Source organism: Clostridium sp. X (genome assembly GCF_055755365.1).
Window position 1 is genome coordinate 1704231 of the sequence record NZ_CM146912.1, and the last position, 15571, is coordinate 1719801.

15 protein-coding genes, 1 tRNA gene and 1 other annotated feature are annotated in these 15571 nt (G+C 29.5%); of the genes, 6 read left to right on the forward strand and 10 right to left on the reverse strand.

From position 1 onward, the window contains the following. The 3 genes from ACX0KU_RS08585 to ACX0KU_RS08595 are packed head-to-tail and all read left to right on the forward strand — an operon-like array spanning position 1 to position 2681. Positions 1–1698: a hypothetical protein gene (locus ACX0KU_RS08585; RefSeq protein ID WP_472989403.1), complete on the forward strand. Its 1698-nt coding sequence runs from the start codon at positions 1–3 to the stop codon at positions 1696–1698. A gap of 22 nt (positions 1699–1720) precedes the next feature. Continuing rightward, a complete protein-coding gene (locus ACX0KU_RS08590; protein WP_472989404.1) occupies positions 1721–1993 on the forward strand; it encodes an EscU/YscU/HrcU family type III secretion system export apparatus switch protein in 273 nt (90 codons plus the stop codon). 4 nt (positions 1994–1997) lie between these two features. Beyond that, a complete protein-coding gene (locus tag ACX0KU_RS08595) occupies positions 1998–2681 on the forward strand; it encodes a metallophosphoesterase (protein WP_472989405.1) in 684 nt (227 codons plus the stop codon). A gap of 111 nt (positions 2682–2792) precedes the next feature. Here ACX0KU_RS08595 and ACX0KU_RS08600 read toward each other — a convergent pair whose 3' ends face one another. After that, complete coding sequence (locus ACX0KU_RS08600) at positions 2793–3659, reverse strand: DUF2225 domain-containing protein (RefSeq protein WP_472989406.1); 867 nt, start codon at positions 3657–3659, stop codon at positions 2793–2795. Between the two features lie 172 nt (positions 3660–3831). Between ACX0KU_RS08600 and yjbM the strand changes: the two genes are divergently transcribed. Beyond that, positions 3832–4620, forward strand: a complete 789-nt coding sequence (yjbM, locus tag ACX0KU_RS08605) for a GTP diphosphokinase (protein WP_472989407.1) — start codon at positions 3832–3834, stop codon at positions 4618–4620. Positions 4621–4653: 33 nt separating this feature from the next. On the opposite strand, the gene leuS is transcribed toward yjbM, so the two are convergent. Then, positions 4654–7092, reverse strand: coding sequence for a leucine--tRNA ligase (gene leuS, locus ACX0KU_RS08610; protein WP_472989408.1), 2439 nt, complete (start codon positions 7090–7092; stop codon positions 4654–4656). A 73-nt stretch (positions 7093–7165) separates the two neighbouring features. Then, positions 7166–7364, reverse strand: a binding site (T-box leader). A 218-nt stretch (positions 7365–7582) separates the two neighbouring features. Between leuS and rpsA the strand changes: the two genes are divergently transcribed. Next, entirely contained in the window at positions 7583–8749 is a 1167-nt protein-coding gene (gene rpsA / locus ACX0KU_RS08615; protein WP_472989409.1) for a 30S ribosomal protein S1, read from the forward strand. Positions 8750–8873: 124 nt separating this feature from the next. On the opposite strand, the gene ACX0KU_RS08620 is transcribed toward rpsA, so the two are convergent. The 6 genes from ACX0KU_RS08620 to ACX0KU_RS08645 all read right to left on the reverse strand — a co-directional run bounded on the left by ACX0KU_RS08620 (position 8874) and on the right by ACX0KU_RS08645 (position 12670). Then, positions 8874–8948, reverse strand: a tRNA-Gln gene (locus ACX0KU_RS08620). Between the two features lie 54 nt (positions 8949–9002). Next, on the reverse strand, positions 9003–9521 hold the full coding sequence (locus tag ACX0KU_RS08625) for a hypothetical protein (RefSeq protein ID WP_472989410.1): 519 nt from the start codon (positions 9519–9521) through the stop codon (positions 9003–9005). A 15-nt stretch (positions 9522–9536) separates the two neighbouring features. Further along, positions 9537–10127: a J domain-containing protein gene (locus tag ACX0KU_RS08630; protein ID WP_472989411.1), complete on the reverse strand. Its 591-nt coding sequence runs from the start codon at positions 10125–10127 to the stop codon at positions 9537–9539. Continuing rightward, complete coding sequence (locus tag ACX0KU_RS08635) at positions 10111–10992, reverse strand: DUF5685 family protein (protein WP_472989412.1); 882 nt, start codon at positions 10990–10992, stop codon at positions 10111–10113. The genes ACX0KU_RS08630 and ACX0KU_RS08635 overlap by 17 nt, the downstream gene beginning before the upstream one ends. Next, a complete protein-coding gene (locus ACX0KU_RS08640) occupies positions 10992–11537 on the reverse strand; it encodes a class IV adenylate cyclase (protein WP_472989413.1) in 546 nt (181 codons plus the stop codon). Before ACX0KU_RS08640 ends, ACX0KU_RS08635 begins: the two co-directional genes overlap by 1 nt. Before the next feature lie 65 nt (positions 11538–11602). Beyond that, positions 11603–12670, reverse strand: a complete 1068-nt coding sequence (locus ACX0KU_RS08645) for a GerMN domain-containing protein (RefSeq protein WP_472989415.1) — start codon at positions 12668–12670, stop codon at positions 11603–11605. 239 nt (positions 12671–12909) lie between these two features. Between ACX0KU_RS08645 and ACX0KU_RS08650 the strand changes: the two genes are divergently transcribed. After that, positions 12910–13947, forward strand: a complete 1038-nt coding sequence (locus ACX0KU_RS08650; RefSeq protein WP_472989416.1) for a nucleoid-associated protein — start codon at positions 12910–12912, stop codon at positions 13945–13947. A gap of 36 nt (positions 13948–13983) precedes the next feature. Here ACX0KU_RS08650 and fba read toward each other — a convergent pair whose 3' ends face one another. Further along, positions 13984–14910 carry a class II fructose-1,6-bisphosphate aldolase gene (gene fba / locus ACX0KU_RS08655; protein ID WP_472989417.1) on the reverse strand — a complete coding sequence of 309 codons (927 nt, stop codon included), beginning with the start codon at positions 14908–14910 and terminating at the stop codon, positions 13984–13986. Positions 14911–15099: 189 nt separating this feature from the next. Continuing rightward, the gene (locus tag ACX0KU_RS08660; RefSeq protein ID WP_472989418.1) at positions 15100–15480 is read right to left on the reverse strand and encodes a DUF4363 family protein; all 381 of its coding nucleotides are present in this window, start codon (positions 15478–15480) and stop codon (positions 15100–15102) included. Positions 15481–15571: the final 91 nt, after the last annotated feature.

Here is a 15571-nt window from a genome sequence, read left to right on the forward strand (position 1 = left end):
ATGGGTGGAATTTTGCAGATTAATAATGCTTATAATATAGATTCGAAAAAGATGCATAAGAAACTATCTTTTACAGTAGGAGAGCAAGTTACTGCTAGAATTGCTAGTGTAGATAAGCTGACTAATGAAGCTGTCCTTAAGCTTCTAGATGGATGGCAATTTTCAGCACAACTTAAAGACTCAATAGATTTCACACCTAAAGAATTGATAAAGTTTCAGATAGAAGGTTATGAAAATGGAAAGCTCATTGTAAAAGTTCTTAGTGACTCTGGAGAAGAAACTCAAGAGAACGTAATAGGAGATATTCTAGAAGAACAAGGAATAAATATAAAGCAAGAAGATTATAGCATTATTGAAAAAATGGTAAAATATAAAATGGCTTTAACAAAAGAAAATATTTCAAAGACAAAATCTTTAATAGACTTTCAGATGAAAATTCTTCAAGATGTTAGAGAAGAAGATAGTTTCATAATGAAGTATTTAAGTAATAAAGGTATAGATATTAATAGTGAAAAAGGACAAAATATATCAAATTCACTTAAAGGATTTTTTCATGAATTTAAAAATCTTGATTTAGATGAATTAATGACCTTAATTGAAAATGATATAAAATTTACTGAAGAAAATATTAAAAGTTTTAACAAATTAAATAAGGAATCTATGTCTTTATATAAGGATATTAAAGAATTAGAGAGTGAATTATCTAAAGCAGATAAAGGAAGTATTAGTCCAAAGGAAATTGAAATAGAAATAAAAGATGTAACTATGAATAATTTACAAAGCAAAGATGGAGTTGTAGATAATAAGGCCAATACTCCTTCAAGAAGTAGTGCTTACATTCAAAATGCTTATGAAAATAATGAAATTAAAGAGCTAGATAAAAAAGAGATATTAAGAAGATTATTGGATTTAGGAGATACAAATAGCTCTGATATGGAAGATGGAATAATAAATAATATAGGGAAAAATAAACTTCAAGTTGATATAAAGAATATTGATAGGGATGGCAGTTCGGAATTTATATTGAATTCTGAAACTGAAGGTTTGTTAGAAGATAACTTGTCTTCTAATATATCAAAAGATATACACCTTGAAGAACTTACTGAAGATATACATATTAAAAAGCTCAACAATGAAAAGGTAGAAGCATCACAACTTGTAAAGGAACAAATAGATACTAAGATTAGTGAGATGAAAGAATTAATAAAACAAGTTTTAGAAGAAAGTAACAATGTTAATAAAGATATTGCAAGTAAAGTTCTTCAAGGACTTGAAAGTAAGATGAATGATTTTAAGGTGTTCAACTCTGTATCTAATCAATATTACTATGTAGATGTTCCTGTTAATTTGAAAGATAAAGAATATCCATGTAAGCTAATAGTTAAAGATGATAGAAAAAAAGGCAAAAAAATAGATTCAACTAATGTTAAATTTGTAGCCTCTGTAAAAACTATTAACATGGGTGTAGTGGATGCTTATATTAAGGTATCAAATAGTACTATAAATATAGATATTAAATCTGAAGAAAATTGGGTTAAGGTTTTAGAAATAGGAAAAAGTAAAGTTGAGAAGAGTCTAAATAATATGGGTTTTATAACTAGTGTTAAGGTTGATAAAAAAGAGAAGGAAGCAAATTTAGTTAAGTGTAGAGATTTTTTTGAGGATAACGAATTTACTAGAATTAATCTAAAGGTTTAATAAAAGATTATGGGGGGAGAAGATGAATAAAGGCATGAGAAGAAAAGCTGCTGCATTAAAATATGAATTAAACTATGAAGCCCCTGTAGTCACTGCAGCAGGAATGGGATATATAGCAGATAAAATAATTGAGGAAGCTGAAAAGAACGATGTTCCAGTAGTGTATAATAAGGAACTGGCTGAATTATTAACTAATGTAAATGTAGGGGAAAATATTCCATCAGAGTTATATAATGCAGTAGCAGAGGTTATAGCATACATAATGGATATAGATACATTAGCAGATAGAAGGTGAGAAAGTGGCATTATATGCGATATCAGATTTACACTTATCTTTTGCAGGTGATAAACCTATGGACGTTTTCGGAGAGCATTGGCTTAATCACCACGAGAGAATAAAAGAAAATTGGATTAAAAAAATTAATCCTGAAGATACAGTTTTAATAGCAGGAGACATATCTTGGTCTATGAGAATGGAAGATGGAATTAGAGATCTTCAGTGGATACATAGCTTACCAGGTAAAAAGATTATTTCAAAAGGAAATCATGACTACTGGTGGGGAAGCATAAGTAAATTGAATGATTTGCATGAAGATATAAACTTTATTCAAAATAACTTTTTTATCTATGGGGATTATGCCATTTGTGGAACAAGAGGATGGAATCCACCAGGAGATAAATATGGTGAGCATGATAGAAAGATATACAGTAGAGAACAGATAAGATTAAAGTTATCTCTAGATAAAGCTGTAAGTGCAGGATATAGTAAGATAATTGTAATGATTCACTATCCCCCTGTTAATGATAAGTTTGAAGAATCAGATTTTCTAAAAATTTTTCAAGAGTATAAAGTAGAGAAGGTTGTATATGGTCATCTTCATGGACCATCATTAAAGAATGTCTTTGAAGGAGAACATAAAGGAACGGAATACATAATGACATCTTGTGATTATATAAACTTTAATCCTATACAAATCCTATAAGTTAATAATGAATATTCTTTAGTGACTAAAATATTAAAAAGTTGCTAGTCACAATAAGGTGCACAGAAGTACCCAAAGTAGTGATTAGCAACTTAAATTTATTTAATAGTTTTATTTGTTAAAGAAGGATGAAAAAAATCCTTTCTTCTTATTAGAAGTAGACTCGCTTTCAGACTCATCTTTTTCTAAAGATGAACTTTTAATAAGATCCTTTTGATCTCTTGTCATTTCTTTAAGTCTTTTATTTATGTTAGGAGTAGTAATTACTTTACTAAACCAAAGTAATGCATCTTCGTTATTTCCTAGTTTTCTATTAAGTTCGCCTATCAAATACATAGTAGTAAATCTATCCATACCATAAATAGGAAAGTCTTCATTAAAATATGCATCATTAAAACCTTTTAGTGCTTGGCTTAGATATTCATTTTCAGATTTAGAATCTTCAATTACTCTACACATCCATGCTAACTTTAAACAATTCATTGCTTTTTTACTAGCAGGAGAGTCCATATAAAAATAATTTAATAAAGATAATTTATAGCGCTCAATTGCAGTGTTAACATCATAGGGCTCACTATAAACTCTCCCTTTCCATTTAGATGATATATTTTGTTTTATTAGATATTTTTGAAAGCTTTTAATTTTTTCAAAGTCTGCTTTCATAGCAGCATATCCACAACTATTGCAAAGCCAAACATCATAAAAATAAGGATTTACTAAGTCATACCTAATAAAAAAGTCGCTATCTTTACCTTGTGTTCTATATGATGATGTTTTTACGGCTTTTACCGAAAAATTTTCACCACAAACAGGACAAATAATTTTTTTATCATATAAATGTATTAATTCATTTCGTACTGATTTTTCAGATGCTTCTTCTAATTCTTTTTCAAATTCTTCTTTATTTTTTTGATACAAGTCTATAGAATCAACATTTTCAAAACCCAAATCATTTAATCCTGAAAAAATATCTTTCATATTTAACCACCACCCGAAGTAATTACAAAATATACGCATAAATAAATTATATCAAAAAAGTTTACAAAAAGTACACAACAGATGAAATAATAATTTATATAATGTACAATTATGTATTATAATATTATAAGATATGTAAAAGTATACAATAATAACGTAAAGGGTGAATTATATGGCAGTAAGAGAGTGGAAAAAGTTTTTAATACCTTACGAGCAAGCAGTAGAAGAATTGAAGGTGAAATTTAAAAGTATTAGAAGAGAATATAGAAGGAAAAATGAAAATTCACCTATTGAGTTTGTAACAGGTAGAGTTAAGGAATTATCTAGCATATTAGAGAAGGCAAATAAATTTAGCATTCCTATTGAAAGAATTGAATATGAGTTAGAGGATATTGCAGGAATGCGAGTAATGTGCCAATTTGTTGATGATATATATAAGGTAGTAGATTTAATTAGAAAAAGAAAAGATATGCAAATTATATATGAAAAAGACTACATAACAGATGTGAAAATGAGTGGATATAGAAGCTATCATATAGTTGTAAAATATCCAGTAAACATGGCCGATGGAGTTAAAGATATATTAGCTGAATTCCAAATAAGAACTTTAGCTATGAATTTTTGGGCAACAGTGGAGCATTCCTTAAACTATAAGTACAAGCATCAAATACCTGAAGAAATAAAAAATAAGCTTAAGAATGCCGCAGATGCAGCTTTCAATTTAGATCAAGAGATGCTTGAAATTAAAGATGAGATAATGGATGCTCAAAAGTTATTTGAAGTTAAATCAAGTCTAGTTTCAGACATAATGAACAATGTCTTTACTCTTATTTCTATTGGAAGAAATACAGAAGCAGATAATTATCGTATACAGTTAAATAAACTTGTAGCAGAAGGAGACGCGGCTGAACTTAGTAAATTACTTGAAGCAACTGAAAGAAGTATTAGGATATATAAATAAAAGGATTTTGCCCTTGGCAAAATCCTTTTATTATTATTTAGCTACTATATTTACAAGTTTTCCTTTTACAACGATAACCTTCATAACAGTTTTTCCTTCTAAAGCTTCTTTAATAGTTTCATTGTTTAAAGCAGCTTCTTTAATTTCATCCTCAGTAAGATTAGTAGGGATGTTCATTCTAGCTCTTATTTTTCCACTAATTTGGATAGCTATTTCAACTTCATCTTTTATTAATGCATTAGGATCAAATGTTGGCCAAGGCGCATTAAATACTGAGAAATCCTTTCCTAAGGATTCCCATTGTTCTTCAGCAAAATGAGGAGCGAATGGAGCTAGAAGTTTAATGTAGTCAGTTAAGGCTTCTTTAAGGAATTCTATATTTTTATTTTCTTCGCTTAAATATTTAGATAAAGCATTTGTAAATTCCATCATTCTAGCTATTGCAGTATTAAATTGGAATTTATCTGTGTCCTCAGTAACATGATTAATAGCATAATGTCTTGCATAGTTTAATTCTTTTTCGGATTTTCCCATATTAACATTTGTATTACTACCATTAGCTATTTCAGTTTTACTGTCTTCTAAAAGTCTTTGAACTCTATCTATAAATCTACCCATAGATTTAATACCATCATCAGACCAAGCGCCACCCTCAGAATATGCAAATCCAAACATTAGGTACATTCTAAATACATCAGCACCAAATTCTTTTATATAGTCATCTGGAGAAATAGTATTTCCTTTGGATTTACTCATTTTCATTCCATCTGGTCCAAGTATTAAGCCTTGGTGAGTTAAAGATTTAAATGGCTCATCGAAGTTTACATATCCCATATCTCTTAGAGCTTTAGTTATAAATCTAGCATATAAAAGGTGCATTACTGCATGCTCAGGACCACCTACATATTTATCTACAGGAAGCATTGCATTTACTTTATCAGAATCAAAACACTTTTCTTCATTTTTATTATCTACATATCTCAAATAGTAGAAAGAAGAACAAACAAAGGTATCTAATGTGTCAGTTTCACGTATAGCATGCCCTCCACATGTAGGACAAGTAGTGTTTAAGAATGCATCATTCTTAGAAAGTGGAGATTTACCATCAGGAGTAAATTCTATATCGTAAGGTAGTTTTACTGGCAATTGATTTTCAGGTACTGGTACTGTTCCACATTTATCACAATAAACTACTGGAATAGGTGCTCCCCAATATCTTTGTCTTGATACTAACCAATCACGAAGTCTGTAGTTTACTTTCCAACCACCTAATCTATCTTTTTTTAGTTTATTTATTATAGCTTCTTTAGCAGCTTCACTAGATAGACCATCAAATTCACCACTGTTAACTAAAGTGCCATATTCAGTATAAGGAAGAGACTCTCCACCTTCAATAACTCTAATTATTGGCAAATTATACTTTGTAGCGAAAGCAAAGTCACGTTCATCATGACCAGGAACGGCCATTACACAACCTGTTCCATAAGTTGCAAGAACATAATCTCCAACCCATATTGGAACAGTCTTCCCATTAATAGGATTTATAGCATAAGCCCCAGTGAATACCCCTGTTTTTTCTCGTGTAGTAGATTGTCTTTCTATATCTGATTGTTTTTGAGCTTGAAGTTTATATTCTTCAAGAGCTGCTTTATTTTCAGCAGTTGTAATCTCATCTACTAAAGGAGTTTCAGGTGCTAATACTACATAAGTAACTCCATTAAGAGTATCAATTCTTGTAGTAAATACATCAAAGGTTAAATTAGAGTCTTTAATTTTAAAGGTTACTTCAGCACCTTTAGACTTACCAATCCAATGTTTTTGCATTGACTTAGTTTTTTCAGGCCAATCTAAGTCTCCAAGTTTTTCTAAAAGTTCATCTGCATAGTCTGTGATTTTAAAGAACCATTGAGTTAATGCTTTCTTTGTAACCTCAGAATCACATCTCTCGCAACAACCTTCTACAACTTGCTCATTTGCAAGAACTGTATTACAACTAGGGCACCAGTTTACAGGAGCATTTTTTCTGTATGCGAGTCCTTTTTCAAATAGTTTTAAGAATACCCATTGAGTCCACTTATAATAATCAGGAAGACAAGTTACCACTTCATGATCCCAATTAAACATAGCTCCCATAGCTTTTAGTTGTTCTTCCATATTAGATATGTTCTGAATTGTAGAATCTTTTGGGTGAATCCCAGTTTTTATAGCATAGTTTTCAGCTGGAAGACCAAAAGCATCAAAACCCATAGGTTGAAATACATTATAGCCTTGCATTTTTTTGAATCTTGCCCAAGAATCAGTAGGGCCATAGTTAAACCAGTGACCTGCATGTAATTTTGATCCTGACGGGTAAGAAAACATTTCAAGTACATATAGTTTTTCACCTGGTGCATTTTCATTAAAGCTATGTAAGCCAGATTCTTCCCATTTGTTTTGCCATTTTTTATCTACTAATGTTCCGTAGTTTGCCATTTAAAGTTGACCTCCTTGAATGTTTAAGTATGTAATTAATTTTAAAAAACAAAAAAACCCTCATCTCTACACTGTAAGAGACGAAAGTTACTTCCGCGGTACCACTCTTAATTAAGCAATATTGCTTCACTCATAAACATAACGGTTTAACCGTATCTGATTTTCACAGATAAGCTCAAAGGCAAGTTCATGTTTTATCAATACTGCCTTGCACCCTACGGCAGCTCTCTGGAAATGAAAGTAACACTACTACTCCTTATCAACGCAATTATAATATATTCTTCTAATTTTTCAATTATAGTCTAAATAGGAAATAGTGTCAAGAGGTATATTGAAAACAATACCATACTTATTGAGGTCTAATACTAAAATTAAAAACATACATACTATATATTAAAAATTAGTGATTTCTTTAATATTTAAACATAATTTGGTATACTATAATAAGTAGAGTAAAATTATCATTAGAAAAGATAAGGAGAGGTTATATATGATAACTGAAAAGTTTGAAGAAGGTTCAATGAGTGAAATTATGGAGCACATAGATAAAACTATGAAGCCTGTTCACAGTGGAGATATCATTGAAGGAGAAGTTATATCCGTATCTGAAAAAGGAGCCTTGGTCAATATAGGTTATATGGCTGATGGAATAATAGATAGAGCAGAAGTGTCAGAAGAAGAAGTTAATCCTACTGAGATTTTAAATCCAGGAGATAAAATTACAGTATATGTATTAAAGGCAAACGATGGGGAAGGTAATGTAGTCTTATCTAAAAGAAAAGCAGATGCAATAAAGATTTGGAATGAATTTGAAGAAAACTTTAAAAAAGAAACTTTATTTGAGGTTAATGTTAGTGAAGTTATAAAGGGTGGAGTTATTTGTTACATAAAAGGAATAAGAGCATTTATACCAGCATCCCATGTATCTAATTCCTTTGTAAAGGATTTAAATGAATTTAAAGGTAAGAACTTATTAGTTAAGATAATTGAATTTGATAAAGATAAGCATAGGATTGTACTTTCAAGAAAAGAAGTTGAAAAGAAAGAAGAACAGGTAAAGAAAGATGAACTATGGGCTACTCTTAAAAAAGGGGAGAAAAGAGCAGGTGTTGTTAGTAGACTTGCTAAGTTTGGTGCTTTTGTAGACTTAGGTGGAATGGATGGATTAATTCATAATTCGGATTTATCATGGAAAAGAGTAAATGATCCTTCAGAGGTAGTGAAAGTAGGAGATGATGTAGAGGTTTATGTATTAGATTTTGATAAGGAGAAAGGGAGAATATCTTTAGGACTTAAAGATGTAAAAGAAAATCCTTGGATTAATGCAACTGCTAAATACAAAGTTAATGATGTAGTAGAAGGAAAAGTAGTAAGACTTGCAGATTTTGGTGCTTTTGTAGAGTTGGAACCAGGATTTGATGGGTTAGTGCATATTTCTCAAATTACAGATGATCATATTGCAAAGCCAGCACAGGTTTTAAATATAGGAGATAAGGTAAAGGTTAAGATATTAGAATTAAACGTAGAAGGAAAGAAAATGTCTCTAAGTATTAAAGAAGCTGATACTAGTGTAAAGGAAGAGCTAGATAAGTACAATAAGGATAACGATGAAGGAAACTTCTTGTTTGCAGACCTTTTTAAAAACATGAAGTTCTAAGGAGTAAGAGAATAATAGATAAATCTCTAATCCCTAGTCACCATTCGCTATAATAAGAGATTAGCGAATAGCGACTAAAAAAAGATATATCATGCGGAGAACGCATGATATATCTTTTTTTAGTTGGCTACCCAAGCAGGATTCGAACCTGCGAATACTTGAGTCAGAGTCAAGTGCCTTACCGCTTGGCGATTGGGCATTATTTACTAATAAAATTATAGCACTTTCCTATTAAAAGTCAATATCTAAAGGATCATTTTACAAATTTACCCTTTAGATTAGTGTTAAAATAAGCTACAAATAGAGTTAATACATAGTCATATATGAAAAATGCTATTTGTAGTAAAAACCAAACTATATATAGAGATAATCTTATTTTTGATAAATCTACTAGATTTACTAAAAATGCATCATATAAAAAGAACAATATTCCAAGGCAAGAATTAAAAAATAAAACTTTAAGAGTTATCTCTATAGGAAGTATACTTAATCTCTCAATATAATATTTTATAAAGCCATAAGCTCCGAAAAATATTAAATAAATAATTGCTATACCTTTAGATGTAAGGAGAAAGAAACTTAATATACTTACTGATATATATAGAAGAAAGCTACTTTTTAGCCCTATAATTAAAATAGAAGAGATTATTATAAATGAAGATAGGGTGAGTAAAGCTAGCTTATTTGTAGGTACTATGGAAGCTAAATATATAAAAATAAGGCTTAAGGCAGCAAATAAGCCGCCTCTTGTTATATTTGAAGTTTTAAACATTACAATATCTCTCCTTTAGCAGCAGGAAATAAGATCGCCGCCACAGCATTCGCAAAGAGAGTCTGCACACCATAGTTTACAACATAAATCACAACATTCATCATTGTTTCCATAACTACGCCTATATGGACTTCTATAGGAATAATTTCGTCTATTGATGGATTTAAAGGTATTTGCATATTCCTTATTAAATGGATCAAGACTACAAGCTGTATTCATGTAATTATAAGCAGCATCATACCAACCCTTGTTAATGTTTATAACCCCCATTAAAAAATTCCACTCTGCATTGTGATCAGTCATATTATTTAATTGCTGCTCAGCAAAAGCATAATTTCCATGTTCAATGTTCATTCTTATATTCTTATAATTGGCATTATTAGAAGCATGATGGTTGTCAGAATAGCTTGAGGATGTTTGAGCATTTTTAGTTAGATGCTCATAAGCTTCATTTAATTCCCGCATTTTATCCTCAGCAAGATCTTTTAATGGATTATTGCCATATTGATCGGGGTGATATTTTCTAGCAAGTCTTCGATAGGCTTGCTTAATTTCTTCAAGAGAAGAGCCTTCCTTTAATTCAAGGATATCATAAGGATTTTTCATTTATAAATTCGCTCCTTTTAAATACTAAATTCATTTTATTTAGTAATCCATAATGAAGTATATTTTCAAGTAAGTCAACATTTTTCTTTATAGGAAGTTTCAAAAAAGATTCATAACACTGTCTAGCACAGCTAGTAAGTGTAAAATCTACTCTTTCTTCTATAATAGGTTTTAGTTCATTATATGATAGATTATTAGCATTTAGCGATACATTTAAAGCATTAAATTTATTTTTATACATATCTTTTTCTAAATCATCATAAGCATCTATAATATAAATCCATTTGCCAAGATTATAGCCAAACCAATATAAGTCTAGTTTATAGTTAGTGTCTGTAATGTAATTTGATATGATAAAGCCTGTTAAGTCAGCAAAGCTATGGGATAGTTCATCTAAAGTTTTTCCTTTAGAGTTATGTTCCATTATATAAAGTTCATTAAGCTTTTTCTCAGTATAATCCATAACAATCTGAAGATTGGAGGGAGTATTTTTTAAGTAACTGTTTAGGAAATATCCGAATAGTTTACTTTTTACTGATTTGTCATCCCTATAATCATCCATAAGCTTATGATAAGTTAAACATATATTACAAAAAGCTGCATAGTCTAAAGCTGGATTATCTATAATGATATTTTTATGCTTAAGGGGATGGGCTATGCAATTACCTTTTATATAAGACACTTTACTAGAGTCTAAAGAATCTATTAGTATACCTAAAAAGGTCATGTCATAGTTTAAAGAGAATCTAGGTAGATTTCCATAATTTTTTTTTATAGCAATGCAAAGACCACAATAATAGGAATTAAATTTTTCATAATCTCGTACTTTCACTTCCATTTTGTATGGACCAACATATCCAAACATTATAGACCTCTTAGACCTTTATTTTGTAATAGTTCATAAATAGTTTTAGAAGTAGTATCTTTAAGAGAATATCCTAGAAGAGTAACTACTTCTTTTAATTGCTCTTCATTATTGGTTTCAATTTCAATATAGGGAAAAGGACAAAAGGATTTTTCATTAATATCAATTTCAATAAGAGTATCCTTATATTTGTAGCTTTCTCTATACTTTTTAATAGACTGGACTAAATGAAGTCCAAGTGCTTTAAAAATATTCTCACCTTCAAGAGCATCGGTAATTAGAACTTCATTTTCATCCATGACTTTGTATTTTTCCTGGCTTATTAATTTTTTTACTGTCATATAGTATAAGTTTTTATTATTAAGTTTATCTTCAACTATTCTTATTCTTGCATAGCCTTTTTCATTCAAGAGCCTTTTATCGTTAAAGTCATATATATTATTAATTTGATTTTCTTGCTTTACTTTAACAGCATTAATATTCAATAATTTTTTTCGAATATCATCTACATCTATATCTATTATTCTAGTCTCAATCTCACGCAATTAATTCACCTCATAATCTTTAGTAACCTAAATTATACCATAACCAGATTATAAGGAAAAGGAGCTTATTTTAATTCGTTTGAGTCTTTAAAATCAACTGTAAAGAATTCATCTTTTTTCATTTCAAAATGTCCTGAACTATATGGATTACCTTCAATAGTGATATAAACTTTATCTACAGTATAGTATCTTGCTAAAGAATTTGTAATACTCTTTAGGATAGCGCCTTCAGTAGCGGATCCAGCATTCATCTCACTAACTAATTCTTTTGAAAAATCCACCATAACAACGTTTTTTTCAGTATCAGGATAAAGTTTGTTTATCTTAGTGTTCTTACTAATTAATGGTATTAAGTTTTCAGTTGGTGGATTTTTGAAGTATTGTTCAAAAATATTTTTAATTTCTTCATTTGTATTTAGTGTTATATTTCTTTTTACAAAACCAACTTTAATATCATTTTCTACAAGATGAGGATAAAAAAACTGTAGACTTTGTGTTAAGGATACATTATTACGAATTTCCTTTAAAGAAGTTGTTACTTCAAAATCCTTTGATGCAAATACAGATTTTACAAAACCTATATTTAGCACATAGTAATCCTTAATTGTATAATCAGAACCTTCTGTAGTAACTTCAAGAGCAGTATAGTCTCCGGAAGGAGTGTTTATATTTATAGAAGTACTTGTAATTGTGCGTTTTGCTCCATTTGGAAGTGTCCAAGAAGTACCTACAAGTAAAGGTTCTTTTAGTATAACCTCTTTATTGGTTGTGTTTATATTCATAGTAGTTAAATTATCCTTATAGTAAAACTCCTCTTTATTATATAAAATAGATAGCTCTCCATTTTTATTTTGTATTAACCTACCTAGAGTAGTTCCACCATTATTTACTCTAATTTGAATTACATTATCTTTTATAAAGTCTGTCATTATGGTTTGAGAAGCATATTCATTTCCTTTTCCCTCATATATCATCTCTATGTTTTCTTTAAAAGGATAATAATCACTTATAGTGTAGGCTTTAGGATTATTATTGTTCTCAGGAGTAGTAGGAGTAGTTGGATTAGAATCTTTTCCGCATCCAGTGAAAGCGAGAATTACTATAAACATTAGATACATAATAAATTTTTTCATAAAATTCACCTCTTTAATTTAATATTATATATTTAGAGAATATTGAAAAGTTAATCACTCTATTTATATTATAATACGTAAAAGTATTACATAAAGTTATTATACCTATTTTATTGTTTTTTTAATAAAGCAAGTATATAATTACTTTGGTATTTGATAAGTGACGATAATGGAGTTTATAAAATTATCACACTAAATAGAGTTATTAATTAGTGAAATTACAACTTGGAGGTATCTACGTGGAATATATAAATGAAATTACTATAAATGAAGCTATTGTACATATTTTAGATAATAACTCAGACGAACCCATACTAAATGAGTATACATTGGAGCTTAATGAAGAAATATATGCATTCTTGTATAAGCATATACAAAAATGTTTTAGAGATGAGGAACTAAAATATGCTATTTTTAGTGAAGATAGAAATATTGTAAAAGATGTATCTCAAGAATTTTTAAATGGAGAAAATAATTTACTTCAGATATCTAAAGAGTTAGCAAAACAGATGTTTTTACTTATGAGGTCTAAAGGGAGCATAGCATCCTGTGATATAATGCTTATTTCAATATCTACAGAATATGGACCATTACTTGGTATTATGAAGATGGATTATGTTAAGAATTATGTTCATAATGTAGAGTTTATAGATAATAAAATTGGAATAAATATTATACCTCAATTTACGGGGTTGCCAGCTAGTGGACAAAGAATTCAGAAATGCGCTTTTATAAAACCTTTAAGGTCTGAGAATACTTTTGATCTAATGGTAATAGATAAACAAGCAAAAAGTAAAAATAATGAAGAGTATGGTTCAAATTATTTTATAAGCAATTATTTAGGCTGTTCAATAATTAATAATGAGAGGGATTTAACTAAAAGCTTCGTACAATCAGCAGAAAAATGGACTAGAACAAACTTAAAAGAAAATGCAGAGGCTCAAGAAAATATAAGAAGTGTAATAAAAAAGAAGCTTAGAGAAGAAGAAGAGCTAGATGTAAAGGAAATGGCAGAAGAACTATTTGGAAATGAAACAAGTGCTAAAGAAAACTTTATAACTTATTTAAAAGAAGAGGGTGGAATAGAAAAAGTAGCTATTGATAAAGAATGGGTTGATAAAAAGCTAAAAAGAGTAAGACTTAAAATAGATAAGGATATTGATCTTTATATAAATGAAGAGGCTTATAATGATAATAGTAGATTTGAAGTAGTTCGTAATGGAGATGGAACTATTAATATGATTATAAAACATGTTTCTAATTATGTAGAAAAATAAAAATGAAGTTGCACTTAGCAACTTCATTTTTATTTTTTAAAGTTTATTATTAGATCCTAAAACATCTAAGATTTTTCTTTCAACTAATGATTTAATTAAATCTCTTCCAACACCTAAGTATTTTCTAGGGTCGAATTCAGATGGTTTTTCTCCAAATACTTTTCTTATACCAGCAGTCATTGCAAGTCTTAAGTCAGTATCCATATTTATTTTACACACTGCCATTGAAGACGCTTTTCTAAGCATTTCTTCAGGAACACCTTTAGCTTTAGAAGGGATTTTTCCACCGAATTCATTAGAAAGTGCAACAAGTTCAGCATCAACAGAAGATGCTCCGTGAAGAACTATTGGAAATCCAGGTAACTTTGCTTGGATTTCTTCTAATATATCAAATCTTAGCTTAGCTTCTCCTTCAAATTTAAATGCACCATGGCTAGTTCCGATAGCTATAGCTAGTGAATCACAACCAGTTCTATTAACAAAATCTACAGCTTGATCTGGGTTAGTGTAAATATGAACATCACTCTTAACATCATCTTCAACGCCAGCAAGAACTCCAAGTTCTGCTTCTACAACAACACCATGAGCATGTGCATAATCAACCACTTCTTTAGTTTTAGCTATATTTTCTTCGAAGTCAAAATGAGATCCATCAAACATTACAGAAGTAAATCCATTTTCAATACATAGTTTAATCGTCTCTAAATCTGGACCATGGTCTAAGTGAAGTGCAACATCTACACCAGTATCAGCTATAGCAGCCTCTACCATAGCCTTTAAGTATTTAGGGCCAGCATAAGTAAGAGCGCCTTTTGAAACTTGAACTATAACTGGAGATTTTTGTTCTTTGCAAGCTTCCATAACACCTTGTAATATTTCCATATTATTGATATTAAAAGCTCCTATTGCATACCTACCTTCATATGCGTCTTGAAACATTTTTTTAGTAGTTACTAATGCCATATATATTCCACCTTCCGAAATTAGTATAGTTATGTAGGACTATATTTGTCAATTAGACAGGATTTATCCTTCTATATTATACCTCAATATTAACACATTTACCATACTATATAATATAATGTAGCTAATATAGTGCCTTAAATGATAAAAGTACATTAAGTTTCAATAAATAGTATATTACATTTGTTTTTAAAAGATGTTATCTATTGTTATTTTTTCCATAGATAAGATTGATTTTAGAAAAAATTTAATTTCATGAACTACAGCTAAGGATTCAGATTTGTCTTTAACTTTTACGTATTGAGTCAACTTTAAGACTTGATCATTTATAGCCTCTACATGAAAATGATTAATATATGCGGAAATAACTTTTGAGTCTTCTTTCCATTCTTCTAAAAACTTTATTGACATATCATAAGCTGTATTCCAGGATTCTTTATTAAGTGAAGTTTCAAGAGAACTTGCCATTCCCTCATAGTAAGAGCATTTTTTATTAAGAAAATTTAGAGATACTACCATTCCAGTAACCATAATTATAAAAATCATGAATGAAATTATTAAATTTCTCATATATAAGTATATCCTTTCTAAAAAACTCATCTTATTTTTACAGTCATTGATAATTGCTTATTAGCTTTATATAAGTAAAAAGCTTAATTAC